This window comes from Vibrio sp. SCSIO 43137 (genome assembly GCF_028201475.1).
In the GTDB taxonomy this organism is placed as follows: Bacteria; Pseudomonadota; Gammaproteobacteria; order Enterobacterales; family Vibrionaceae; genus Vibrio.
The window spans coordinates 18,750-43,553 of record NZ_CP116384.1; the positions used below are offsets into that span (position 1 = coordinate 18,750).

The following is a 24,804-nucleotide window of genomic DNA, read 5'->3' on the forward strand; positions in this document are numbered from 1 at the left end:
TGCCATAGATTGCAAACACTGCGTGATATTGTTTAAAAATTGTTACAAAACCGAGTTTTTCACAAAAAAACAGGAGTTTTTGACAACTATCCTTCTCAGGCTCAAAATACACTGCTCGCCATGTATAGCAATCCTGAATTTTTCAGGAGTAAGATTGAGGAGAGCGCATGTTCACAGCGTCTGATGTATTAAAGCCAGAATTTATCGAGAAGCCTCTCGATGAGTTATGGTCGCTGATCTCGCCATTATATATGGTTGATGAATCTACATGGTTGAAAGAGCTACTTCCGCTGGCAACGCCATCTGAGTCGGAAAAAAATGAAGTTGAGTCGAAAACGACCAGCCTGATAAAAACTATCCGCGCCGATAAAAAATCGATTCAGATGATCGATGCACTTTTGCTGGAATACAGCCTGGATACTCAGGAAGGTATTTTGCTGATGTGCCTGGCGGAAGCGCTGATGCGTATTCCTGATAGCGCCACCGCAGATGCCTTAATCCGCGATAAACTCAGTGTTGCTGACTGGAAATCGCATCTGAAGAACTCAGACTCCGTATTTGTAAATGCCTCTACATGGGGACTGATGCTGACCGGCAAAGTGGTCGGTTTGGCAGAAAACGAGACTCAGAGTCCGACACAGGCAGTTAGCCGTCTGGTTAACAAAATGTCCGAACCTGTGATTCGTCAGGCAATGCATCAGGCGATGAAGATCATGGGTCATCAGTTTGTTCTTGGACGTACTATTGCAGAAGCACAGAAGAATGGCCAGCCTCAGCAGGAGCGCGGCTATGATTACTCGTTCGATATGCTGGGCGAAGCTGCCCTGACAACGGCAGATGCTGAAAAGTACTTCAGAGATTACCTGAGTGCCATTGAAGCCATTGGCAGTCACAATCAGGATAAAGATCTGGCCACATCGTCAATTTCCATTAAGTTATCTGCCCTGCATCCCCGTTATGAAGTGGCCAATGAAGAGCGGGTAATGAGTGAGCTTTACGGTACGCTTATCCGCCTTGCAAGCAGAGCCCGTGAGCTGGATGTTGCCATTACAATAGATGCCGAAGAGATGGACAGGTTAGAACTCTCCCTGCGTCTGTTTAAAAAGCTTTATCAGAGCGAGGAGATAAAAGGCTGGGGTAAGTTTGGTCTGGTCGTTCAGTCCTACTCCAAGCGGGCACTTCCTGTTCTGACATGGCTGACAGCTCTGGCAAAACAGCAGGGAGATTTGATTCCTCTTCGTCTGGTTAAGGGAGCTTACTGGGATAGTGAAGTAAAATGGGCACAACAGGGTGGTTACGAAGATTACTCAGTATTTACCCGTAAAGAAGCGACGGATGTTTCTTATCTTGCCTGCGCCCGCTTCCTGCTTAGCAATGCTGTACGTGGCAATATTTACCCTCAGTTTGCCAGCCATAATGCCCAGACGGTGACCTCTATTGCAGTGATGACCAATCACAACGACTACGAGTTCCAGCGTCTGCACGGTATGGGTGAGTCTCTGTATAACCATGCCATGGAAGCTTATAAGGCGAATGTCCGTATCTATGCTCCTGTGGGCAACCATAAGGATCTTCTGCCTTATCTGGTTCGCCGCCTGCTGGAAAATGGGGCTAACAGCTCCTTTGTTCATCGTCTGGTGGATGCAAGATGCCCGATTGAGACTCTGACACAACATCCGGTCGATATGCTTCTGGCCTGCGAAACATTACATAACAACAAGATTCCGTTACCACCGGCCATTTTTGCTGACCGTAAAAACTCAGCGGGTGTGAACATTGATATCGACTCAGAGCTGGAAGGCTTTGAGAAGCAAGTGAACGCTCACTTAGAAAAAACATGGATGGCTGGTCCTGTGATTAATGGCGTTGCACTTTACGAAAGCATGATCAAGGAGGGGGTGACACCTGACAGTGTGACGGCCCCGTACAACAGAGAAGTTGAAGCCGGAAAAATGGTTTTTGCTTCCCTTGATCATGTTTCCGAAGCTATTGAGGTTTCTCATCATGCTTTCGGTGACTGGCAAGGGCTGGCGGCCACGGAGCGCGCTCAGTGTTTGCTTAATCTGGCTGATTTGCTGGAAGAGAACCTGACAGAACTGGTGGCCCTTTGCCACAAAGAAGCGGGTAAAACCATCCATGACAGCATTGATGAAGTAAGAGAAGCGGTCGATTTTTGTCGCTATTACGCTAACCAGCCGCAAGTATTTGCCACCAGACGAATTGAGAGTTTTACCGGACAGGTACAAGAGGTTACTCAGAAGGGGCGTGGTGTCTTTGTCTGCATCAGTCCATGGAACTTCCCGCTGGCTATTTTCCTTGGCCAGATTAGTGCTGCCCTGATGGCAGGCAACACGGTTATTGCCAAGCCGGCAGAGCAAACTACTCTGATTGCGGCGAAAGCGTTTGAGCTTATGAAGCAGGCCGGTTTCCCTGACGGGGTTGCCCAGCTTCTGCCGGGACGTGGTGCCGAAGTGGGTAGTGCACTGACGTCACATCCGGCTATTGCAGGTGTGGCTTTCACCGGTTCGACCGAAACCGCACAACGGATTAATCAGTCTCTGGCGAAGCGGGAAGCTAACCCGGTTCCGTTTATCGCTGAAACCGGCGGGCAGAACGCCATGATAGTCGACAGTACTGCACTTCCTGAACAGGTTGTTCGCGATGTGATTCGTTCCGCCTTTGCCTCTGCTGGACAACGCTGCTCGGCACTTCGTGTACTTTTCCTTCAGCAGGATATTGCTGATCGTATTATCGAGCTGATCAAAGGGGCAATGGACGAGCTGTCTGTTGGTCTTCCTTATCTGCACAAAACCGATGTTGGTCCTGTTATCGACAGTGTGGCGAAAGAGAAACTTGTTGCCCACATTACTGAAATGAAACAGACCCAGACTCTGGTGAAAGAGCTGGTTCTGTCTGATGAGTGTGCCAATGGCGATTTTGTTGCGCCGTCAGCGTTTGAGATCTCCGATATCTCGGTACTTGAAAAAGAGCAGTTTGGACCGGTTCTGCATATCGTCCGCTTTAAAGCAGAAGACATGGATAAGCTGGTTCAGCGGATCAATAGCACCGGCTATGGCCTGACCATGGGTGTTCATAGCCGCAATGAAACCACTTACCGCAAAATTGAGCGGGAAGTGCGGGTAGGCAACTGCTATATCAACCGTGATCAGGTTGGTGCGGTTGTAGGTGTGCAGCCATTTGGCGGTCAGGGCTTATCCGGTACAGGGCCAAAAGCCGGCGGACCACACTATCTCTATCGCTTTACCCAGACCAGCTACCAGAAAGGAGACGCATAATGAGCACTATCCAGACTTGTTTTAATCACTCCTTTACTGCATGGGAGTCGTGGAACCTACTCTCTTATGATGATAAGAGTGAATACTTACTTTCGTTAGAAGGTAAATTAAAAGGTGGCTTCCAGCAGTCATTCCAGTATCAGCTGGTTTGCAGCAAGCAGGTTGTCAGTCCTGTCCATGAGCTCACCGGCCCGACGGGTGAGACCAACGAACTTTATACTGCCGGCCGTGGCGTTGCTGTTCTGGCGATAGAGTCAGAACATCAGAATGCACTGCTGGCAACAGGCGCGATTCTGGCTGCCATGTTGGCAGCCGGAAACAGCGTGATTGTATGTAGTGATAATCCTGAGGTGAAGTCTCAGCTTAGTGAGGCTTTATCGCAGGCTAACTTTCCTGCCGGCTTAGTTCAGTTGGAGTCTTTGCAGAACTATCCGTCGCTGATAGATGAAGATATCCGTAACTTTGCTTTGGTCGGTAGCGGGCAGACGGTTCAACAGGTGAACCAGAAGCTTGCTTTACGTTCCGGTGCGATTACTGCGCTGGTTTCTGAAACGGATCTTGATGAGTTACCGCAGTCTCAGGATCCAAAATTGGTGTTGCGTTTTGTTACTGAACGAACGCGCACAATTAACATTACTGCGGTAGGCGGAAATGCCACGCTACTCGAACTGGGTAGTGACGGGCATTAAGCCTTTGATTCCATAGACCCCAAAGGAGTTGGGGTCAGGAAGAACAATAAATTAGAGGATCTATTGATGATTGAAAATAGCTTTGCTATTACCGCAACTTTTGTTGCCTACTTAATTATGATGCTCGGTATAGGCTACGTAGCCTATCTGCGCACATCCAGCTCCAGCGACTACTTTTTGGGCGGACGCTCTCTTGGGCCGTGGCCTGCAGCTTTATCAGCCGGTGCTTCGGATATGAGTGGATGGCTGCTGCTGGGTCTGCCGGGTTACGCATATGCTGCCGGTATTGAAGCTTTCTGGCTGGCTGGTGGTTTGCTGGTGGGTACCTGGGCAAACTGGCTTATCAGTGCCAAGCGTCTGAGAACCTACAGTATTGCTACTGATGCGTTGACTATTCCTGAGTTTCTTGCCCGTCGCTTTAATGACAACTCTAAGATGATTCAGACTATCTCTGCGTTTTTCATTCTGCTTTTCTTCCTTTTCTATACCAGTTCAGGTCTGGTTGCCGGCGGTAAGCTGTTTGAAACAGTGTTTGGTCTGGATTACAGCATTGCTGTTGTGGTTGGTGCGGTTTGTGTTGTTTCCTACACACTGTTTGGTGGTTTCCTTGCCGTGTCGTGGACCGACTTGGTACAAGGCCTGTTAATGGCAGCTGCACTGATGATTGTTCCTGTGGCAGCTATGAATGGCGGATTTGGTCAGCTGGAAGCTGACTTGGTTGCGATTAACCCTGAACTAATGACCTTCTGGGAAGACTCAAAAGGTGAGCCGTTATCCGCTATTGCTATCATTTCACTGGTTGCATGGGGTCTGGGTTATTTTGGTCAGCCGCATATTCTGGCACGTTTTAAAGCATCAAGAACTAATAAGGATCTGGATACTGCCCGTCGTATCGCGGTAGTGTGGTCTGCTCTTTCTATGGTTGGTGCTATGTTGGTTGGTCTGGTGGGTCTGGTTTATGTGACCAATGCTCAGGGCGGTCAGCTGGCTGACGGTGAGAAGATCTTTATGGTTCTGGTTAACGCTATGTTCCACCCGGTTATTGCCGGTATTCTTCTTGCGGCGATTCTTGCTGCTATCATGAGTACAGCGGATTCTCAGCTTCTTGTATCTTCTTCTGCACTGGCTGAAGATTTCTACAAGCAAGTGTTCAGACCGGACGCAAGCTCTGAAGAGGTGGTTAAAGTAGGTCGTGTCGGCGTCGTGCTTATCTCTATATTTGCTCTGGTGCTGGCAACCAATCCGGATAGCTCGGTATTGGGTCTGGTATCTTATGCTTGGGCTGGTTTCGGTGCAGCATTTGGTCCGGCGATTGTACTAAGCCTGTACTGGTCTCGTATGAACCGTAACGGTGCCCTAGCCGGTATTATCGTTGGTGGTGTGACGATCGTTATCTGGAAGCAGCTGTCTGGCGGTATCTTCGATGTGTATGAAATCGTACCGGGCATGATCTTCTCTACTATTGCTATTGTGGCGGTAAGCCTTGCTTCTAAAGAGCCGGAAACGGCGGTTGAAGAGCAGCATAAGAAGTTTGAGAAGCTTCTGACTGAACTAGACTGATAGTTCCATCAGGAAAAACTTATATATAAATTAGGATGTTGGAGAGATCTGACATCCTTTTTTTGTGATCAATTACAAATAACTCAAAAATAATTCTAAAGTTTGTCGGTTTCTTGGATTGGGTTATCAGTTTTTTATGAAATTCATATTACTATTGGTCGGATTTTCAACAAAATTCACACAAAAAGTAACGACTTCGAAGGGAATTCCGATGCCAGAACTATTTTGCAAATCGTGTAAATCAGTGACTCCTCATAAATCTCTTATGCGTCGTTCTCAGGAAGCTCCCAGCTCTTTTACTCAGAAATTCACTCAGTTTTTCAGCCATGTTGCTAAAGGTAACCATTATTACGAGATGGAGCCTGCTTATTTTTGTCGTGACTGTAATTGTCAGAATATGATGCAAGAACCTCAGGTTACGACTGTCTCTTCAGCGACGCAGGCCGGCGCGTTACAATAGTAGCTATTCAGCCATTTTACCCATCATACGAACCTATTGTTAAATCCAGATAATCAGATATCTGGATTTTTTGTTTCATTTCTCTGACAATACACTCACATTTAAATTACAAATATAGCGCAAGGATATGGCTCAGCAACTGGACAGAACCGATAAAGAGATATTAAGAATACTGGTCAACAATGGTCGCCTCTCTATGGTAGAGCTGGCTAAACAAGTTCACCTGACAACTTCCCCCTGTTCTGACCGGGTTAAACGGCTGGAGAAAGAAGGGTATATCAAAGGCTACCATGCTGAGGTATCTACCGAGAAACTGGGTCTGGATGTTCAGGTGTTTATTCATGTCCGTCTTGATCAATCCAGTTTCTCTATTTTCGAGAAATTCTCTAAAGCCATTAACTTGTTACCGGAAGTAGAAGAGTGTTTTTCCCTTTCCGGTGATTTTGATGCCATGATTAAAATCCGCGTCAAGGATATGAAGGCTTATCAGGGCTTTATGTCGCAAAAACTGGGCACCCTTCCCGGTGTTATTCAGACTCGCAGTGAAGTGGTTATTGCTGAGCATAAAAAGTGTTTTGGTGTTAACCCGGATCTGATCACTGATTATTAAATCAGATGGCGCTGCGTTCTGCGTTTATAAACTAGTCCGTTGATCTTATTCGCGGGCTTTTTGATTTCAGCAACTACTATCAAGTTATCTGTTAAGGATAAGGTTAGTCTGAGTTGGTTCGCTAAGAGGTGAAAGGAACTTATGAATTATCAGCAGCGCTACCATCAGGTACTAAATTATATTGATAGCCATCTTGAAGAATCACTTAGTGTTGAAAAACTGAGTGAGGTTGCCTGCCTCTCTAAGTATCACTTTCATCGTCAGTTTACTGCTTTATTCGGCATGACGGTCAACGCCTATATCAGACAGGCGAGAACCAAGCGGGCGTCCTATCAGCTTGCTTTTAACAAAGAGATGAAGATCATCGATATTGCGCTGGATAACGGCTATGACAGTGCCGAAGCCTTTTCCAGAGCCTTCAGTCGCTCAATAGGTCAGACGCCTTCTCAGTTCCGTAAGCAACCTCAGTGGACACCATGGTATGAAAAATACCAGACCTTTAAACAGATGAGAGTGGAACAGATGAAATCAGAACAGAGAAAGCCTCAGGTGGATGTGATTGAGTTTGCCGGAGTAAACGTTGCCTCCCTGACACACATTGGCTCGTTAGAGCTAATCGGTCACACCATTAACCAGTTTATTGAATGGCGTAAAGCGAACAAGCTTCCGCCATCGGTCAGCCGGACTTTTAATATTGTTTATGATGATCCGGCTGCTGTTGCACCTGAGGAGTATCGTTGTGATCTCTGTGCATCGGTAACAAAGCAAGTGGAGGAAAATAACTTTGGTGTGGTGAATGATGCGATACCCGCTGGTCGCTGTGCTGTTGTTCGTCATATTGGTTCTGATGACACACTCTCTGAAACCGTCTCCTATTTATATTCTGAATGGTTAGCTGAAAGCGGGTACGAACTGCGTGATTATCCGCTGTTTTTTGAACGGGTAACCTTGTTTCCGCAAGTGCAGGAAGCGGATCAGATCACCGATATTTATCTTCCTCTGCAGTAATCAGCAGGAGATTTTATGAAGATTCGATTCTGGTTTGTATTAAGCGCACTATTTCTGTTTCCTTCTATTGTTATTGCAGAAGAGGACATTGCAGTAGAGGGGATAGAGCAAAATGAGCGTTTTTTCTCTCTGCAGCAGTTAAAGGGAGCGAAAAAGCAGCCGTTGGCGCCGTTAGAGTATGTCGAAGCGACAGACGGTATCTCACTGGCATTGCGGGCATACCGTCCTGTTCAGGCTGAGGCTGTTGTGATTTTTTACCACGGTGGTGGTGCACATAGCGGTCTTTCTTATCAGCATATAGGCATCGGGCTGCGGGATGATTATGGGGTGGCAAGCTATATGCCGGATATACGTGGTCACGGCTTTTCCGCTGGTGAAAGAGGAGATGCGCCCTCAAAGGAACAGGTATGGCGAGATATTAGTCGCTTGATTGAGTGGGTACAGGAGCAACATCCGCAACGGCCGGTTTTCCTTGCCGGCCACTCCGCCGGAGCCGGGTTAATCCTGAATTACTCAAGCTGGAGTGAAGCCACTCCTGTAGCGGGTTATCTGTTTGTTGCGCCTTACTTTGGTTTTCGTTCTGAAACGGGTTATGACAAAGAAGATAAGCGACAGGTTGAGTTCTCTTCTGTAAATGTTTCGGATTTTGTTATTAACAGTATGAGTGGAGGCTTGTTAAGAGGACACGCCAAAGCGGTTCAATTTCACTATCCCCAAACGGTTCTTGAGCAAAACCCGAAGATTGTCACTTTTAACACCGTTAACATGTCTAATGCCATGACACCTGAATCACCGGCAGAACAGTTGAATCACTTATCTGAATTTGCGTTATGGATAGGTGATAATGATGAAGCCTTTGATCCTGATAAGGTAGTTCGTTTTGCCTCAGAACATAGCCGTGAGAACAGTGAAAATACTATCGACCTGTTAAAAGGGGAGAGCCATTTCTCTGTACTGCTCTCTGTTTCTGAGTATATGGGAAAATGGATTACACAGTTAATCCGTGCTGGCAGAAATTAATCTGCAACCGAGACGAAATAGCAGATAAAAATAATAAGGGCTACCAAAATAGGTAGCCCTTCATTGTTTGGTTTCTGCTATGGTTTACACTGCAAAGCGTCCCACAAGTTCAGAGAGCTCCTGGGCTTTGCTGTTAAGCTGCTGGCTGCCGCTGCGGTTTTCATTGGCTAACTCAGCGGACTGGTGGCTCTGTTCTGAGATAACCACAATGCGCTCAGAGATTTCATGGCCTACCTGACTCTGCTCCTCGGTAGCCGTGGCAATCAGTGAGTTCATATCCATAATCACATTGATGGAGTGCTGAATCTGCTCCAGAGCGGTTGCGGCTGCATTGGCTTCTTCTACCGTTTGCACACTGCGGGTCTTGCTCTGTTCCATGGTCTGAACCGCGGCATCGGAAGCGGCTTTAAGCTGTTCAATCATCTTGTGAATTTCCAGCGTGCTTTCCTGAGTCCGGCTGGCCAGTTTGCGTACTTCATCAGCGACCACGGCGAAACCGCGCCCCTGTTCACCGGCACGAGCCGCTTCAATAGCCGCGTTTAGTGCTAGCAGGTTGGTTTGCTCTGCAATATCCTGAATCACTTCAAGGGAAGAGGAGATATTCTGCACATCGCCTTCAAGCTGGGATACCACTTCATTAGCCTGATCAACATCACCGGCTAGGGCTTCAACCGAGCTGGCTGCGGCATTAACAATACGCATTGCTTCAGTAGAGTTGTCCTCGGCATCTTTTGCTGACTGTGCTGCCTGAGTGGCGTTACTGGAGATCTCGTTAGCTGTGGTGGTCATCTCTGTCATAGCGGTGGCAACCTGCTCGGTCTCTTCACGCTGTTCGCCCGCCAGTTCGTCAACCCGTGTGGCACGTCCGGACATATTGGTTGTTTCGCTGGCAACCTCAGCACTTACGCCTGTGACATTTTTAACAATCGCCTGAAGGCTGGCAACAAAGGCGTTAAAGTTCTCACCTAAGCGGTTAAACTCCGGAACATTGAAAGGTTCCATTCGTGCAGTCAGATCCGCATCACCAGAGGCAAATGAGGCGATAGAACGGTCGAAAGCATTGAGTGGACGGATAATGCTCTGGTTAACTAATACGGCTAATGCGCCAACGAGAACAACAATAACCAGAGTGGTGATTGCAATGGTGACAATGGCGCCGTCGGCTAGCTCTTCCGACTCTTTTTGCATGGCGGACAGTGTGGACTCAACATCATCAATATAGAATCCGGTACCAAGAACCAGATCCCATTGCGGGAAATAGATCGAGTAAGCCAGTTTCGGTGAAGGGGTATCTTCTCCCGGTTTAGGGAAGTAGTAGGTAGTATAACCGCCTCCGTTTTTAGCCTGCTTAACAATATCCTGAAGCAGTAAAAATCCGTTGATATCTTTCAGATTCCAGAAATTGTCACCTATGCCTTTCTGGCTTTGACCAAAAAGTACTCTGACCCCTTTTGAGTCATAGCCAAAAAAGTAGCCGCTTTCACCAAACTTGATGTTAGCCAGCATGGCAATGGCGTCTTCCCGGGAGGCATTGGAGTTTTTAAGTGGTTTGAGTACCGTGTCTGCAATTTCTAGGTAGGATTTTAATTCGTCCTGCTTGGCCTGCATCATGCCTTCTCTAGAGGAGTCAGTATGAGCCTGATTCAGTGTCTGAAGCTCAGAGTAAGTAAAGTACATGGTGCCGGTAGCGATCAGCAGAAGGGGCAGAATGGCTAAAATGTACAGCCTTGCTTTAATCGTTAAGTTCATCATCGTGTGTCCAGGTCAGTATGTTTTTATTGTTATAATTAGTTTAGTCAATAAAACGTTAGGTATTATTATTTTTAATGAAATCATCATATAAACTTATATCGACAAGTTGAATGAATACTTTATAAACGATTAATTGTTGTGACTTATGTTCCACCTGAGGTGAGTTTGCTGTTATGACAAGGGAAATGTTAAGGGGAAAGGGTGAAGAATTGCGTTGACTTATTCGTCCGGAATGATAGATATAGCGTGACATTTTATAAGGTGAGATATTAATGAATATCAGTAAAGAGATTCAGCAGCTGAAAAACCGTCTGGATAAATACCAGCACAAGCTGAATGCGGCCAGAAGCCGTAACGACAAGCCGATTATCAGCCAGTTTGAAAAAGAGATTGATACCCTGAACAAAAAACTCAATCAACTCAAGCATAAGCAGCAGTACGATTTGAACAAAGAACGTAAGAATCTGAATGATATGCCTTTCCAGCGTGCACTGACAAAAGAAGAGCAGGCCGATCTGGGTAAGCTGAAAAAGCGGGTTAAAGGGCTGGTGGTTGTGCATCCGCTGACTAAGCTTGGTAAAGAGCTAAGGCTGGAAGTTATTACCGGCTTTGCACCGAAATCTTTTTAATCCGAAGTTTAAAAATAGCCGCTACTTAGAGCGGCTATTTTTTTGCTCAGTAGGCCTTTACTCCGAATCGCCGGAGTTCCGCCGGTAGTTTTTCATCCAGACTGTCCAGATCCTCTATTTCTATCTCTATCAGTTGAAAGTTGTGTTTTTGATAGAGTTTTCGTCTCTCTTGTCTGCTCTGTTCTGAGGTGCTGCCATTATCGCTGCCCCAGAACTGAATATAGACACGTCCTGAAGGGAGATAGAAGTTGCTGTACACCTCTTCCTCAATGGGAAGTTTACGTTCATAGGCGTGTACCAGTCCGGCCATATAGAGCCAGTTATCAATAAGAAGTTCGCCTTTTGAGCGCACATAATGGCCGTCGGAGGTTCTGTGTTTGGCGGCAAATTTCTGCTGGAAGCTGGAGAAGGACTTATCCGTCGAGTTAAGTTCAGAATCTGCGCCGGTGAATTCACTGACAGAGCGGCGGAAGTTAATATCCCGAAGTATGGTGTCGTGCCAGACGATAAAGTACTTTGAAGCCCCTTTAGCCTCTTTTTGTACCCCTCCTGCTTTGATGCCTGCTTCAGTCAGGTGCCAGCCGTCCTCTTTGCGCACAATCCAGCCCAGTTCATTGAGGATCTGATTGACCTTCTTAGCACTGAGAGAGAGCTTTTCTCCTATCTGGGTGGCGGTCATATGATTACCAGCGCTAATACTGGTATCAATAACCAGATTTTTCGGCCAGACAATAAAAGCACCGTACTCTTTATGCGAAGCGTACTCACCACCGAACTTTTCCCCTATGCTGGTCAGCAGCCATTTATCATTATGGCGGGTGACATAGCCATAATAACTTAACTTCTGGAACAGAGATTTAGCATCTGTTCCCGTCAGTTTTGCCAGAGCCGTAGTGGATAGTTTTGCTGTCATTTAACGTGCCTGTTTAACCCGGTTGATTGTTCAAATTTATCACAGCAGCGCCTTCGAATGAATGCCGGACTGAATCCGGCGAAAGGAAAAAGCGTGCGCTGACTCCGCGAATTTCAGTGCAGAAATGGAAAACTCACCGTCTCATTACCATACTTTAGTTGTGTCTACAGAGAAGAACAGGAGCTAGCTATGAGAAATGAGCTTGATCCGGGCAAAGTACTAAGAGCCTATGAAACCGTAATGGACAATGGTACGCCTACCGAACATGGAAAAATCTATGAAGGAGTAGAGGCATATTCTGATTATGACGGTTACAACGTGTTTATGCGGGGTAACGGGGTTGAACTGACGGTTGGTTTTCATAATACCTACCATCTTGAGTACGATCAGGAACATTTACGCGACAGTTTTCTTAAGAAAGTAGAAGCGCTTAGTAAGTAAGCGCTTCATTAGGTTCGCCGGATTAATGTCTTAATCAGTAAAATGAGGCGTAATTAAGCATAAGGTGAACGCCAATGCTCAGTGCATAGCCGAGGGCGATAACGGGCATCCACTTCAGGTGCCCGAAGAAGGTATACTTGCCGTGCGCTGCCCCCATAAGTGCGACACCGGCAGCTGAGCCAATGGAGAGCAGGCTGCCGCCGACTCCGGCGGTTAAGGTTACCAACAGCCAGTTGCCCAGAGACATTTCCGGTTGCATAGTCAGCACGGCGAACATCACCGGAATGTTATCCACGATGGCTGAAAGCACGCCTACCACAACATTAGCCCAGATAGGATCCCACTGGGTATACATCACTTCAGAAACCATATTCAGGTAACCAAGCAGGCTTAGTCCGCCAACACACATAACGACGCCGTAGAAGAAGAGTAAGGTGTCCCACTCTGCGTGAGATACTCTGCGAAACACATCAAAAGGAATAATTGAGCCTAACCGTTTTAAAGCGGCTTCATCATGGGCAGCAATGGCTTTTGCCCTTTTTCGGGCAATAGAGGCCGGCAGGGTTTTTCTCAGGAAGAAACCGAAGAACTGCAAATAGGCCAGACCCATCATCATACCGATCACAGGAGGGAAGTGCAGATAACCGTGGAATGCAACGGCAGTCATTATGGTCAGCAAAAACAGGCCGATAATACGCTTACCGCCCCGTTTCATCTCAACATATTCATGAATGGCTTCCGGCTGCTCTTTCGGCACAAAGAAGGACATAATCACCGCCGGAACAATGTAGTTTGCCACGGAGGGGATAAACAGCGCCAGAAACTCGGTAAAAGAGACGATTCCGGCCTGCCACACCATCAGGGTAGTAATATCGCCGAAGGGGCTGAAAGCCCCACCGGCGTTCGCGGCAACAACAATGTTTATACAGGCGAGATTGATAAACTTGGCGTTATTTCCGCCAACCTTAAGCACAACGGCACACATTAATAGTGCCGTTGTCAGGTTATCGGCAATGGGGGAGATAAAAAACGACAGAATACCGGTGATCCAGAACAGAGATCTTAGGTTGAACCCTTTGCCTACCATCCATGCCCGGAGGCAGTCGAAGATTCGCCGCTCTTCCATAGCACTGATATAGGTCATGGCGACTAACAGAAACAGCAGCAGCTCGGCATACTCCAGAAGATTATGCTCTATGGCCCGCTGTGCCACCTCTGTCTGACCATGTTGCTGGTAGACATAGCCTATCATGATCCAGATGATACCTGCAGCCAACAGAACGGGCTTGGATTTACGCAGTTGCAGGTACTCTTCCGCCATAACCAGGCTATAAGCAATGGTGAAAACAATCAGAGAGGCATAACCAATAGTGGAGCTGGTTAATCCTGAAATGGCGGTTATTTCACCTGAAGAAGCGAGAGCGGCCGGAGAAAATAGTGTGAGCAGAAATAGCAAAAACGTGAAACTCTGTTGCATAAATTATTCAATCCTTCGAAAAATTTAATTTGGGCTATTTTAGTCAATCAGTTACCTAAGTAATGTGAGGTGTTACATAGTCGGGTATAAAATAAGAAACAATTAATTAACAATGTGGCGATATGTGAGGTTTATCCGATTACCTTTGGCTTTTTTGGTTTTCGGCACAGAGTGCTGCCAGTCGTTTTGCGTATTACCCGCCATGATCAGTAAAGAACCTGAATTTAACAGCCACTCATGTTTTTCTCCGCTGAGTTTGTTTCTGAGCAGAAAGCGTCTGCTCTCCCCAAGGCTGACAGAAGCGATAACCGGCTGGTGGCCCAACTCCTTTTCGTTATCCTGATGCCAGCCCATTGAGTCGTTACCGTCGCGGTACAGATTGGCCAGAACAGAGTTGAACTCTTGTCCTGCAACCAGCTCACACGCCTGTCTGATAACGCTTAGCGGTTCTGTCCAGGGCTCGGGCTGCATGGTCAGGCCGGAGTAGGTATAACACTTTGTTCCGTGCCATGCCTGAAGCCGTGGCTGAAGAACCTGACGTCCGAACATCTGTATTTTTTCTTGTTTCCAGTTGAGCGAGTTGAGTAACTGGTGAAACAAGTGTTCAGAAAGCTCCTCAGAGAGAAAGTTAGGTTGCCAGTATATTTTACTGTCCGTCAGCTCAATCCAGCCTGTTTTTTCACATAAGAGATCTTGTGTCATGAGTATCCGTATTAAAGTCAATTTGCCGCTGATTACTGTCAGTTGTTCAGATTTATCGCTATTCTGTAAATGGTATGTTAACTCTTTGGCAGGTCAGGGTGCGAGTAAATGAGGTATAAAGTTGATGTAAAAGTACCAGCTGTGATTCTGATCAGTCTGTTTGTTCTGGGTGCTGTTTATCTTATCGAGTATATCCAGAGCCACAACCAGACGTTGCAAAACGGGCAGCTTAAGCTGGAAGCGCAGAAGGATCTGGCTATTGTACGTTCACGCCTGGAAACTAACATCTATTCTGATATCTATTTCGCCAACAGTTTAGCCACTCTTGCCAGTGCTAACCCGGACTCTACGCCGCAAGAGTGGGCAAGAATTACTAATGAGCTGCTGCATAAGACATCCAATGTAAGAAGTATCGGAATGGCTCCGAATGACATCATCACTTTTGTTCACCCAATGGAAGGGAATGAAAAGGCGATTGGTCTGGATTACAGAACCATTCCTGAGCAGTGGAGAACCGTGCAGCAGGCTTATCTTACCGAATCTATTTTTATTGCCGGTCCGGTACAGTTAGTTCAGGGCGGATTAGGTTTAATCGCCCGTACGCCGGTGTTTACAGACCCTCCGGAAAATAAACAGTACTGGGGAAGCTGTAGTGTCGTTATGGATGTCGAGACCTTGTTCACCAACTCGGGTGTGTATCAACTTAGTGAGAACTACTCTTTTGCTATACGGGGGCTGGATGGCGGAGGCCGGAATGGCGAGGTGTTCTTCGGTGATCTGGCCGTATTTGACTCGGTTTTTGCCGATGAAGTAGTGACTCTGCCTTCGGGCTCCTGGTATATGGCGGTCTCTGCCAAAGCCCACCAGTCCGGCTTTCCGTGGTACCAGAGGTATTCCGCCAGAATTGTCGGCTATCCGGTACTGATGATACTTCTGTTAATGTATGTCGCGATATTCTATCTGTATCGCGTTGCTCACGGTCACTCTTTACAGGATGATCTGACAAAACTGCCTAACAGGCGCTATCTGCTTTATACCCTTGAGCAACTAATAGAGAGTGCAGGCACTAATGGCAGCTCCTTTTCTCTGCTCAACCTGGATCTGAATGATTTTAAACAGGTGAATGATACTTATGGCCATGTTATCGGCGATAAGTTACTGAAAAAAGTAGCCAAGAGAATTAAAAAGGTCATCCGGGCTTCTGATATCGCTGCGCGGGTGGGAGGAGACGAATTTGTGATTATTCTTCCCCGTGTAACCGATAGCCAGAGTGTTGCTAAGGTGGTTCAGGCGTTAAGAAAAGAGATATGCCGTAAAACGGTGTTCGCTAAAACCATTACTATCGTGCCGAAAGTAAGCATTGGATTTGCCATTTACCATGATAGCTCTGTCAATGCAGATGCTATTCTCCACATGGCTGATACCGAGATGTATCAGGATAAGAAGCAACAAAAAGCGAGCTAAATAGCTCGCTTTTCACTCTTTGTTATCTGCCGTGTTTAGATTGGCATTACCCGGTTTCTACCCAGACTTTTTGCTTTGTAAAGCTGTTTATCGGCATTGTCGATAAGGGTAATCGGGCTTTCGCCTAACTCAAACTCTGATACACCAAATGAGGCAGAGATATTCTCTACCTGTTCATCCGTTCGTTTATCTTTAACGGATATTTTCTCTATAGAGCGACGGACGGATTCGGCAAACTGGCGGGCAATACGCAGCGGTTTATTTGGTACCAGCAGGGCAAACTCTTCACCACCATAGCGGTAAGCCGCAATACCGTCACGGCAATGTAGTTGTAGTCTTCTCGCAATTGCCTTAATCACCATATCACCGAATACATGTCCGTATTGGTCGTTCAGATCTTTAAAGCGGTCGATATCGATTAGGATCAGGCAGATAGGGTGAGACTCTTCAGAGTTACAGAATGAAGCAATATCACGGTCAAAGGCTCCACGGTTCAGCAATCCAGACAAACTGTCGTATAAGGCATCGCGCTGTACTTTTTCCAGCTCTTTTTTAAGATTTGCTATCTCTTCACTGGCGGTACTTAACTGGTTATTGAAGAACTGAGTGGAGTTTTGAATCTCTCTGGACTGGGCAACAAAGTTGCGTACCAGTGACAACAGTTCTTCGAAGGTGATGCCCTCTTTTTCCATTTCTTCTAAGTTAGACAGACTTCTTTCTATATTATTCTGGAATTTACTGGTGTCAGTCAGGGTATCTGTCATGGAGGTGAAGATCTCATTGATCAAGATCTCCAGATTGTTGCGCAGCTCCTGTACGTCCGCTTCAGTCTGGCTGGCAATATAAGTTTTATACAGGCCTTCACTATGGCTTGGCAGGCAGAGGCCGTACTCTTCAATGATCTTATCCAGTTCTGCATTGAGTTCTGGTTGAGTTTCCGCCACGTAGGTGTACCACAATGCATAGTTTTCAGGCGTGGTTGCTACCTGATTTTTTATCATTAAAGGGACAGCTTTGCGTAAATTTTCAGCAGCTTGTTGAAAGTCTTCTTTTGTCATTTTATAACCAAAGTGAATCCGTGAGGTTTGTTTAATACCTATAGCGTAATGTTAGCGAATATATTCCCGAGTTTCCTATTAGTTTTTAAATAATTTACTTATTTGTTGATTTAACTACCAGTTGAGCCTGGAAAAATCACAGTAAAACCTAGATTTATGGCTTCAGGGCTAAAGAGAGTAGCCGGCTTTAAGGTTTGAGACGCTTAAAGCCGGCGTTTATCTGATAAGCCGTTATCAATGTTGAATCTATGCGATTGGTTTGCCAAAGGTAACCGGACTAACTTGTCTGTAGCGTACTACTCTTCTACACACACCTGATTCCGGCCATTGGCTTTTGCCCGGTAAAGCGCTTTATCCGCACGGTAAAATGTTCGCTGGGTATTCTCTCCGTCAATATGAAGGGTAATACCGATACTCACTGTAAGACCGCGTTCGCCGAGAATTTCTTTCCAGCCGTATTGAAAAATTCGCTCCCTGAAGTGTTCAGCATGTAACTGAGCCCGCTCAATGGTGGCGTTTTCAAGAATAACCAGAAACTCTTCGCCGCCAAACCGCACACACGAAGCGCCGCGGAATTTAAAGTGTGAGCGCAACTCTTCTGAGACATTGACAATGGCCTTATCACCGACCAGGTGACTCAGTTCATCGTTAATGGACTTAAAGTGATCGATATCAATTACCAAAAACGCGAAAGGTGTGTCGTGCAGCAGCAGATCTTTCAGTTTCACTTCCATCCATCTGCGGTTATGCAGTGAAGTGAGCGGATCGGTGAAGACATCCTGTTGCAACTTAGCCACAGTATCTTTTTGTGTTTCGGTGGTTTCTTTAAGTTCTTTGTTTTCCTGCTCGGACATAATCAGCTTAAGCTGAAGTTCAAAGCGGGATAACCGCCTTAGCTGGTGTGCGCCCAAATCGCTGATAGGAATACTCTTGATCAGGTCAGTGGATACCCGGTAACCCATTTTTTCGAATGTCAGTGCCTGTTTGAAATGCCCCTGACTCACCAGTACCCGGCTCATTGAGTCATACAGCTCCTGCAACAGCAGAGGTGAGGTACTGGTGCGGATTTTTCTGGCGGTACTTTTCAGAATGATATCGGCAATTTCAAACTTACCTGTCTCTGTCAGGTTACGCGCCTGCTCTAAACGCAGCATGGTTGATAACCAGTAAGCGTTTTTACTGTTTACCAGATAGTGGGCACTGGTCAGGGTTTTCAGTGCTTCAAGATTCTGTCCGTTGCGTCTTTGCAACTGTGCGCGGTGCAGTACCACCTGACCGGCGAGTAATTTATCACTGACCAATATGCTCAATTCTTCGCACTCAGTCAGCAGCTCGGTTGCCGGTTCTGTGCGGTCGAGAGAGATAAGGCAGGAGACCATATTCAGCTTATAACGAAGCCTTAAAGAGCGGCTGGTAAGGGCGTGATCAATACCATCGATTTTCTGGTAATAACGAAGTGCTTTGGAGTGATCGCCATAGGCATCGCATAATCCGGCCATACCGAGTACGGCCAGGGCATACTCATCAATAAGACTGTACTCTACTGCAAGGGAAGAGAGGTCAACGAACTCCTGCAATGCTTCAGTGTACTGACCCGACTCTACCAGACGAACGCTCAGGCTGTTTCTGATGGTAACAATCTCTTCGACATTGTCGGGCAGGATAAGTAGCTCTAAAGCTTTCTTTAACTCATCAATACTCTGGCTGGTCTGATTGAGCAGTGCACGATATTCAGCACTAATCAGGTAGCAATAGGCTTTTTCAATCGGTGAACTGGCGACATGCTGCAGAATATGATCCCAGAAGATGATCGCTTCTTCACCATTGACTGATGAGGGATCTAAGCCTGCGTCTGATACCTTACTGAGTAGGTTATCCATGCTCTCGGTTCTCCCTTTGTTGCAACTCATCCAACTGCTCCAGAGTAAACGGGAAAGTAAGAATATCGTGTAGTTCTACCAATGGTTTATTTTGCCTTAAGCCCCGTCTCTCCCACGGGTAGTTAGTTAATGTCTGTGAGATAAACTGGTATAGCTGCTCTGCTTTTTCGCCTTTGACACCCACCAGTAAGCCCACTCTGTCTTCACTGATACGCGAGATAAGATCGTCCCTGTTACACAGGCACTGCGCCAGTTCGATGCATACTTCGAGATAAGCAGGGTTGGCGTGCTGGATAAGGATAACGGCATGAGTAGAACCGGAAAGCTCACTCTTAAACAGCACCAGTTGCTCCCACCAATAGGTTTCTGAAACCTGATTTGAGTATCCCTGAGGGCCGTGATGGAACTCTACTTGTCTGCGGATACGATTAATCAGCTTACGCGCTCTTTGATCAAGCTGGCGTTTAGAGGTACGGGCTTTATCCATACTCAGGCGGTTAGTCTGCTCTTTCAGCTGATTTATAGAGTGTTGGCGATAGCGCTGAAAGGCACTCAATGCGTTTTGGTAATCACCCTGTTTTTCGGCTACAGCAGATTGCTGGAAACAGATTTGCGACAGAAGTTCTCCATCAGAAAGGGCTTTTGCTGATGTTTCTGCATCGGCCAGTAACTGATTGGCGTTGTCCAGATTTTCACGGATAAGCTCCAGCCTTGCCCGGTTGATAAAGGCGTGAGCTTTGAGTCTGGTAAGGTTATTGTCGATGGCGAGATCATAAGCTTTGATGGTGGCTTTTTCAGCATCATCTACCCGCTCAAGTCCGAGAAGTGCCAGCCCGCGCAAATCCCAGATCTCGGCATTCCATCTCTGATTGCTGCTGTGCTGAAGAAACTCTTCTGCGCTATCCAGAACGGAGAACATTTCAATATAGTTGTTCAGCAGATGATAGTCTTTAGCCAGATTAATTCGTGCTTTGCCTTCCAGCCAATCTATGCGGGCATTATTTGCCACATTAACGGCAAGGGCATGGGTGGACATGGCAAGTTTGTGTTGCTGGGTTTTTCTCCAGACATTACCGAGTCCGATCAGACACTCTATTTCAATAACGGTTTCGCCCACCAGAGCGGCTTGCTCAAGTGCATTGATCCAGAATTGCTGGGCAGAGTAGTATTTCTCCTGTCCCCAGAATTGCAGAGCATGAACGTGTAAGATTTCGGGGAGGAACAGGTCGGTATCTAAGCGGTTTAAACGAATAAGTGCTTCTTTTATCGCTTTCAGCCCCTGAGAGTAATCCATCAGGTGCCAATAACACAGGGAGATGATAATACTGGCTTTGATGCCTCCTTCAGGATAGAGGATCTGATCAGCCCGCCCTAAGCATTGACGAGCGGAAACCAATACAGCTTCAGGCTCGGCCTCAAATCTGGCGGCGAGCTGCTCTAATTCATTCTCTAATAACGTATGCGCTTTATCCAAAGGCCTAAGTCCATGAAGTTAGACAATAAAGGTATCTGAGTCATTATATTAGCAGTTTTAGCGTATGCACTAACGATATATACACTAAACGTTTGCCAAACGGTAAAAGTTAGTGCCGACTCACAAAGTCATGGAGTATCAGGGGCAGAAAACTAGGAAAGTAGCTGTTTCAGCGTCAGCGGTTCATCGGTTAAGCCCAGTCTCTGTGCCGGAGTGACTCCGTCTTTACCTTGGTAGCATAAATTGTGCCATGCGCGGAAAATATCCAGCATAGGAAGTATGCCGCCCGGGCGAAGTTTCCGGCGGGGCTCATTAATAAAGCTGGCGAACAGGGTCTGAAAACGCTCCTGATAGAAACGGGTATTGTGCACGCTGGCCTTTTGTAGCCAGTGTTCAGCGGAAGGTGTGCTGCCGGCAAGGTAGCAGATACCTTTGCGGGCATTCTCTTGTTCGGAAATGGCCCATCGATCTTTCCACCATCCCATATGTACGATGTCTATTTTCTCCGGTACCTGCTGATTGTCCCAGCCAGAGTCCTCTTCGACATACATAAGGTCAATATTTTGACGTCTGATTCTTGGCAGACTAATGGTCAGTGCTGCAGAACGCAGAACGGGATCCTGTGGCAGATAGACGGAAACCTGTTTGTCCGGATCGCACATCTCCAGAACATGCATAAAGTGCGCATAGGAAGTATAAGGTGCTCTTATCAGTGCGCCTTTGGACGGGTAACTAAACTTAGTCATATTGCCCATAGGATCTTCCACGTTGCCCCGTGCCAGAATAACCTGATACTTCTGGTCAATTCTTTCACGAAGATCCGAAGATTGCACCGAAATATCTATATTTGCTTCAGAAAGGTAGTACTTAGAAACAAAGCGGGCCGGTGTCTGATAAGGGTCATGATCGATGGCGCCTTCAGGCTCTTCATCCAGAGAGTAGTTAATATGCTGAGACAAAATATAGCCCGATTCAGCTTCTCCGGTGGCAAACCAGAGGACACCGTTTTTGCTTTGCGACTGCAAAGGCATGTAGTTTGATGCTAAATGGTAATGTTCTTCATGGTTGACCCAGCGGGCATCAAACATGGCCAGCTTACGACGACAACGGCTGGCAATATGATCGACATGGTCATAAAACGTTTTGGGATTGATCTCTAGTTTTCTGCACACTTCTCGCACAGAAAAACTCATAAAGAGCAGTCCTAACAGGTTTTCCTGAAATGCCAGTTTCTTATTGGCACCGGACCATTTATCTACAAAGGTAGACTGGCACTTTTTACAGCGGTATCTCTGACGATCGCCACTATAGCCAAAGGCGTGATAAAGATGTTTATGGGTGTGTACCGACAGACCAAAATTGTCGCAATCGTTATTACGGCAGGCGGGAAGTCCGTCACTATGTACGCGGCGTAGCCGGTGCAGTTCGTTAACTACTTCCTGATTGTTAAGTAAGGGGGGGAAAGCACCACATTCTCGGCAAACCATCGCTGGACGCTTAGGGTTTACGTGTTGAAGAACATACCGTTCTGCATCACTCAATCCAAAGTTGTCACACGCCAATGTTTTACAAAAGTTGAGTTGTAAACCATTTGCGTCCTTCGGCAATTTGCCATTTGACACGATCGCCCCCTCGGGAATTTAGATTAGCTGCCGGCAGTTAACCGGCAGACAAAGAATTACAGATTGATTGCTGTTTCCAGAGATACGCGCATCATGTCATTGAATGACTTCTGACGATCTTCAGAGCTTAGTTTTTCACCACGGATAATGTGGTCAGAAACCGTCAGGATAGTCAGTGCTTTTGCACCAAGATCCGCAGCAACACCGTAGATACCAGCTGCTTCCATATCTACACCAAGAATGCCTAGTTTTTCCATTTTCTCGAAAATGTCAGCTTCAGGAGTGTAGAAAAGATCCGCAGAGAATACGTTACCAACTTTTACAGGTACTTCCTGAATACGCGCTTGCTTAACCGCTTCTTCAAGTAGACCGTAATCAGCGATAGCTGCGAAGTCGTGATCGTTAAAACGGATACGGTTCACTTTAGAGTCAGTTGATGCACCCATACCGATAACAACGTCCATCAGTTTCACATCGTCACGTACAGCGCCACAACTACCTACGCGGATTACGTTTTTAACACCGTACTCAGCGATAAGCTCGTGAACGTAAATGCAGCAAGAAGGGATACCCATACCGTGTCCCATAACAGACACTTTTTTGCCTTTATAAGTACCGGTATAACCGAACATATTTCGTACGTCACACACTTGCTTAACATCGTCTAAGAATGTTTCTGCGATATATTTTGCACGTAGTGGGTCACCTGGCATCAGAACTGTTTCTGCAAAGTCACCTGGTTGAGCATTAATATGTGGGGTTGCCATCTTGATATCTCCAGTTTTGGATCAAATTTGTTAAACATTACCTGTCAGTAACGGATCGTGTTGATAGCTCTGACACGCTTGAAACGAATATTAGACCGTATTTTCGCCGCTCTATGAGATCATGATCACAAATTAACTTTGGATCACCCTTAGTCTCAATATTGATAACCAAATATGTTTAAACGGAGAAAGCAATCGTTTTGCCCAGTTGACGCAATAGATTGCGTTAAAATTTGCCAGTAATTTTCAAAAATAATGACAATAAAAATAGAAGATAGATCACGAAATCTGTTGCCTGAAAACAACAAAAGGCAAAAATATTTTGCCTTTTCGAGATCAGAAACCGGATTGAATGATTGGTTTAACCATCATTCAAGTAAGTTGAACGCCTCTTTTGCTAAACGCGGCCGTGATAGATAGTAACCCTGAAGGTGAACATTCTGGTACTTACGCAGGGCGTCAAACTGGTTGTTATTTTCTACCCCTTCCACTACGACTTTGAGCTTAAAGCTGCTGCAAAGCTGGATTATATTATTGATAAAATCGCTGGAGGTTTTGTCCTCATTAATCTCATTGGTGTACTTCTTGTCTATCTTTACAAAGGAGACATACGGTAGCCTCAGGATTTCAAAGTTTGCATAACCACTGCCAAAATCATCGATGGCGAATTTAATGCCTTGCGCCGACAGATTTTTCATATTGGATTGAACGCATTCAGAAGCCGTTAGCTTTTCATTTTCAATGATCTCAAAAATCAGGTTGCTTCTGATGGCTTTACGGTTATTAGTCAGTTGATATACGTCTTCAACAAAGCTTTCTACCGCAAGGTCATCAGCGCCGATATTGATGCTGATCGGTACCAGAGGTTTACCACTGGCAATCTGATCGGCTATTAGTGCTGATACCTTAGAAATAACGAGTTTGGTCAGCTCATAATGCAGATACGGTTTTTTTGAGATGATCGGGATAAACACGTTGGGGCCGACTTTGCTCCTATTTTTCCAGCGTAACAGAGCTTCAAAGCTGACAGGATTAAGCCCGTCAGTCGCCTTATAGATAGGCTGTAGCATTACGTAAAAATCACTTGGCCTGAATGCCAGACTTTTCTGTAACTCCTCAATAATGTGTTTTTGCATCATGTTCTCTTTGTACAGAGATTCGTCATGATAAAACATGCTATCAACCCGCTGCAGAGCTTTGATCATAGAGAAAGAGAGCCTGCGCTGAACTTTTTCCATGTTGCATAGCGGTGAACTGTTCGAGACCGACATAGAAGAGATAGCGTAATCAATCAGTACTTTCTTTTTTTGACACTCTATTACTTTGGGAAGAAGGCGCATAATCTTCTTTTGTACGCGTTGAGATTTAGACTCGTCTAATGGATCAGGAGAAGCAAATACAATAATCAGATATTCAGCATCATGAACGATCAATGCAAACGGCTTTAATGCGTGATTAATCGATTTATACAGAGCATGAATGGTGTGCTTGTTGTTGTATATGTTATCGAAAGCGGGTGTTGAGATACCCATCTTGATCAGAGAAACATGATAGTCCACCGAGCTGCGTGACATTCGTGCCACTTTATCCATCAGGAAGTTCATATTAGGTAACTCAGTACCCTTATGATAAAGGTGGTTTTTTTCTACTTCTTTTTGAATAACCTTTATTTCATTCAGTGCTTCCTGATTCTTTTTTCTTATCTTGATGTTTTTTATAATCAGACCGATACAAGAAGCAAGACATAAAACAAAGGCAGTATAAAGAGGAAGATACATGTTCATCATAATACTGTCTCATTAATTACTGGGTTTGCTATTTTTGATTAATTTGTAATCTTTTGCAAATTAAATTTACATTCTTAACCTTATAAATAAGTTTAACTTGGTTAAATTATTTATAAGGCTCACTACTGTTCTGTTTTTGAGCTAATTCACGTATAACTGCATGATATTATTGATTGCTAATATTTATCTGGCGGA

Annotated in this window: 20 protein-coding genes; 10 read left to right on the top strand and 10 right to left on the bottom strand. The window is 45.9% G+C overall.

Annotated features, from left to right (window positions below; genetic code table 11):
• Positions 1 to 167 precede the first annotated feature (167 nt).
• From putA to PK654_RS15975, 7 genes are all read left to right on the top strand, one after another.
• The gene (gene putA / locus PK654_RS15945) at positions 168 to 3,296 is read left to right on the top strand and encodes a bifunctional proline dehydrogenase/L-glutamate gamma-semialdehyde dehydrogenase PutA (protein ID WP_271699895.1); all 3,129 of its coding nucleotides are present in this window, start codon (positions 168 to 170) and stop codon (positions 3,294 to 3,296) included.
• The gene (locus PK654_RS15950) at positions 3,296 to 3,985 is read left to right on the top strand and encodes a 1-pyrroline-5-carboxylate dehydrogenase (RefSeq protein WP_271699897.1); all 690 of its coding nucleotides are present in this window, start codon (positions 3,296 to 3,298) and stop codon (positions 3,983 to 3,985) included. The genes putA and PK654_RS15950 overlap by 1 nt, the downstream gene beginning before the upstream one ends.
• Positions 3,986 to 4,051: 66 nt before the next feature.
• Positions 4,052 to 5,545 (top strand): sodium/proline symporter PutP, encoded by a 1,494-nt coding sequence (putP, locus tag PK654_RS15955; RefSeq protein WP_271699898.1) that lies wholly within the window; start codon positions 4,052 to 4,054, stop codon positions 5,543 to 5,545.
• 211 nt (positions 5,546 to 5,756) lie between these two features.
• On the top strand, positions 5,757 to 6,005 hold the full coding sequence (locus tag PK654_RS15960; RefSeq protein WP_271699899.1) for a hypothetical protein: 249 nt from the start codon (positions 5,757 to 5,759) through the stop codon (positions 6,003 to 6,005).
• 127 nt (positions 6,006 to 6,132) lie between these two features.
• Positions 6,133 to 6,615 carry an Lrp/AsnC family transcriptional regulator gene (locus PK654_RS15965; RefSeq protein ID WP_271699900.1) on the top strand — a complete coding sequence of 161 codons (483 nt, stop codon included), beginning with the start codon at positions 6,133 to 6,135 and terminating at the stop codon, positions 6,613 to 6,615.
• 141 nt (positions 6,616 to 6,756) lie between these two features.
• Positions 6,757 to 7,623, top strand: a complete 867-nt coding sequence (locus PK654_RS15970; protein WP_271699901.1) for an AraC family transcriptional regulator — start codon at positions 6,757 to 6,759, stop codon at positions 7,621 to 7,623.
• 15 nt (positions 7,624 to 7,638) lie between these two features.
• The gene (locus PK654_RS15975) at positions 7,639 to 8,643 is read left to right on the top strand and encodes an alpha/beta hydrolase (protein WP_271699902.1); all 1,005 of its coding nucleotides are present in this window, start codon (positions 7,639 to 7,641) and stop codon (positions 8,641 to 8,643) included.
• 84 nt (positions 8,644 to 8,727) lie between these two features.
• Here PK654_RS15975 and PK654_RS15980 read toward each other — a convergent pair whose 3' ends face one another.
• Positions 8,728 to 10,392, bottom strand: coding sequence for a methyl-accepting chemotaxis protein (locus tag PK654_RS15980; protein ID WP_271700749.1), 1,665 nt, complete (start codon positions 10,390 to 10,392; stop codon positions 8,728 to 8,730).
• A 275-nt stretch (positions 10,393 to 10,667) separates the two neighbouring features.
• Between PK654_RS15980 and PK654_RS15985 the strand changes: the two genes are divergently transcribed.
• The gene (locus PK654_RS15985) at positions 10,668 to 11,024 is read left to right on the top strand and encodes a YibL family ribosome-associated protein (RefSeq protein WP_271699903.1); all 357 of its coding nucleotides are present in this window, start codon (positions 10,668 to 10,670) and stop codon (positions 11,022 to 11,024) included.
• A 46-nt stretch (positions 11,025 to 11,070) separates the two neighbouring features.
• On the opposite strand, the gene PK654_RS15990 is transcribed toward PK654_RS15985, so the two are convergent.
• Positions 11,071 to 11,937: a glycerol kinase gene (locus tag PK654_RS15990; RefSeq protein ID WP_271699905.1), complete on the bottom strand. Its 867-nt coding sequence runs from the start codon at positions 11,935 to 11,937 to the stop codon at positions 11,071 to 11,073.
• A 189-nt stretch (positions 11,938 to 12,126) separates the two neighbouring features.
• Between PK654_RS15990 and PK654_RS15995 the strand changes: the two genes are divergently transcribed.
• Complete coding sequence (locus PK654_RS15995) at positions 12,127 to 12,378, top strand: DUF3081 domain-containing protein (protein WP_271699906.1); 252 nt, start codon at positions 12,127 to 12,129, stop codon at positions 12,376 to 12,378.
• Between the two features lie 34 nt (positions 12,379 to 12,412).
• On the opposite strand, the gene nhaD is transcribed toward PK654_RS15995, so the two are convergent.
• Together nhaD and PK654_RS16005 are read right to left on the bottom strand one after the other, a co-directional pair.
• Positions 12,413 to 13,855, bottom strand: a complete 1,443-nt coding sequence (nhaD, locus tag PK654_RS16000) for a sodium:proton antiporter NhaD (RefSeq protein WP_271699908.1) — start codon at positions 13,853 to 13,855, stop codon at positions 12,413 to 12,415.
• Between the two features lie 102 nt (positions 13,856 to 13,957).
• Complete coding sequence (locus tag PK654_RS16005; protein WP_271699910.1) at positions 13,958 to 14,557, bottom strand: alpha-ketoglutarate-dependent dioxygenase AlkB family protein; 600 nt, start codon at positions 14,555 to 14,557, stop codon at positions 13,958 to 13,960.
• A gap of 108 nt (positions 14,558 to 14,665) precedes the next feature.
• Here PK654_RS16005 and PK654_RS16010 point away from each other — a divergent pair, with 108 nt between their 5' ends.
• The gene (locus PK654_RS16010; RefSeq protein ID WP_271699911.1) at positions 14,666 to 16,021 is read left to right on the top strand and encodes a diguanylate cyclase domain-containing protein; all 1,356 of its coding nucleotides are present in this window, start codon (positions 14,666 to 14,668) and stop codon (positions 16,019 to 16,021) included.
• A 35-nt stretch (positions 16,022 to 16,056) separates the two neighbouring features.
• Here PK654_RS16010 and PK654_RS16015 read toward each other — a convergent pair whose 3' ends face one another.
• The 6 genes from PK654_RS16015 to PK654_RS16040 all read right to left on the bottom strand — a co-directional run bounded on the left by PK654_RS16015 (position 16,057) and on the right by PK654_RS16040 (position 24,609).
• Complete coding sequence (locus tag PK654_RS16015) at positions 16,057 to 17,079, bottom strand: sensor domain-containing diguanylate cyclase (RefSeq protein WP_271699912.1); 1,023 nt, start codon at positions 17,077 to 17,079, stop codon at positions 16,057 to 16,059.
• Between the two features lie 296 nt (positions 17,080 to 17,375).
• On the bottom strand, positions 17,376 to 18,959 hold the full coding sequence (locus PK654_RS16020; RefSeq protein WP_271699914.1) for a GGDEF domain-containing protein: 1,584 nt from the start codon (positions 18,957 to 18,959) through the stop codon (positions 17,376 to 17,378).
• Positions 18,952 to 20,433 carry a tetratricopeptide repeat protein gene (locus PK654_RS16025; protein ID WP_271699916.1) on the bottom strand — a complete coding sequence of 494 codons (1,482 nt, stop codon included), beginning with the start codon at positions 20,431 to 20,433 and terminating at the stop codon, positions 18,952 to 18,954. Before PK654_RS16025 ends, PK654_RS16020 begins: the two co-directional genes overlap by 8 nt.
• 152 nt (positions 20,434 to 20,585) lie before the next feature.
• Positions 20,586 to 22,055, bottom strand: coding sequence for a lactate dehydrogenase (locus PK654_RS16030; protein ID WP_271699918.1), 1,470 nt, complete (start codon positions 22,053 to 22,055; stop codon positions 20,586 to 20,588).
• Positions 22,056 to 22,111: 56 nt separating this feature from the next.
• Positions 22,112 to 22,822, bottom strand: a complete 711-nt coding sequence (gene deoD, locus PK654_RS16035) for a purine-nucleoside phosphorylase (RefSeq protein ID WP_271699919.1) — start codon at positions 22,820 to 22,822, stop codon at positions 22,112 to 22,114.
• Between the two features lie 368 nt (positions 22,823 to 23,190).
• Positions 23,191 to 24,609 (bottom strand): EAL domain-containing protein, encoded by a 1,419-nt coding sequence (locus PK654_RS16040; RefSeq protein WP_271699920.1) that lies wholly within the window; start codon positions 24,607 to 24,609, stop codon positions 23,191 to 23,193.
• Positions 24,610 to 24,804 lie beyond the last annotated feature (195 nt).

Bases quoted from the DNA above. Each gene is read 5' to 3' on its own strand.
- deoD (WP_271699919.1), bottom strand. From the start codon at position 22,822: ATGGCAACCCCACATATTAATGCTCAACCAGGTGACTTTGCAGAAACA.
- PK654_RS16005 (WP_271699910.1), bottom strand. From the start codon at position 14,557: ATGACACAAGATCTCTTATGTGAAAAAACAGGCTGGATTGAGCTGACG.
- putP (WP_271699898.1), top strand. From the start codon at position 4,052: ATGATTGAAAATAGCTTTGCTATTACCGCAACTTTTGTTGCCTACTTA.
- PK654_RS15985 (WP_271699903.1), top strand. From the start codon at position 10,668: ATGAATATCAGTAAAGAGATTCAGCAGCTGAAAAACCGTCTGGATAAA.
- PK654_RS15965 (WP_271699900.1), top strand. From the start codon at position 6,133: ATGGCTCAGCAACTGGACAGAACCGATAAAGAGATATTAAGAATACTG.
- PK654_RS15995 (WP_271699906.1), top strand. From the start codon at position 12,127: ATGAGAAATGAGCTTGATCCGGGCAAAGTACTAAGAGCCTATGAAACC.
- PK654_RS15970 (WP_271699901.1), top strand. From the start codon at position 6,757: ATGAATTATCAGCAGCGCTACCATCAGGTACTAAATTATATTGATAGC.
- PK654_RS15980 (WP_271700749.1), bottom strand. From the start codon at position 10,392: ATGAACTTAACGATTAAAGCAAGGCTGTACATTTTAGCCATTCTGCCC.
- PK654_RS15950 (WP_271699897.1), top strand. From the start codon at position 3,296: ATGAGCACTATCCAGACTTGTTTTAATCACTCCTTTACTGCATGGGAG.
- PK654_RS15990 (WP_271699905.1), bottom strand. From the start codon at position 11,937: ATGACAGCAAAACTATCCACTACGGCTCTGGCAAAACTGACGGGAACA.
- PK654_RS15960 (WP_271699899.1), top strand. From the start codon at position 5,757: ATGCCAGAACTATTTTGCAAATCGTGTAAATCAGTGACTCCTCATAAA.
- PK654_RS15975 (WP_271699902.1), top strand. From the start codon at position 7,639: ATGAAGATTCGATTCTGGTTTGTATTAAGCGCACTATTTCTGTTTCCT.
- putA (WP_271699895.1), top strand. From the start codon at position 168: ATGTTCACAGCGTCTGATGTATTAAAGCCAGAATTTATCGAGAAGCCT.
- PK654_RS16010 (WP_271699911.1), top strand. From the start codon at position 14,666: ATGAGGTATAAAGTTGATGTAAAAGTACCAGCTGTGATTCTGATCAGT.
- PK654_RS16020 (WP_271699914.1), bottom strand. From the start codon at position 18,959: ATGGATAACCTACTCAGTAAGGTATCAGACGCAGGCTTAGATCCCTCA.
- PK654_RS16015 (WP_271699912.1), bottom strand. From the start codon at position 17,079: ATGACAAAAGAAGACTTTCAACAAGCTGCTGAAAATTTACGCAAAGCT.
- nhaD (WP_271699908.1), bottom strand. From the start codon at position 13,855: ATGCAACAGAGTTTCACGTTTTTGCTATTTCTGCTCACACTATTTTCT.
- PK654_RS16040 (WP_271699920.1), bottom strand. From the start codon at position 24,609: ATGATGAACATGTATCTTCCTCTTTATACTGCCTTTGTTTTATGTCTT.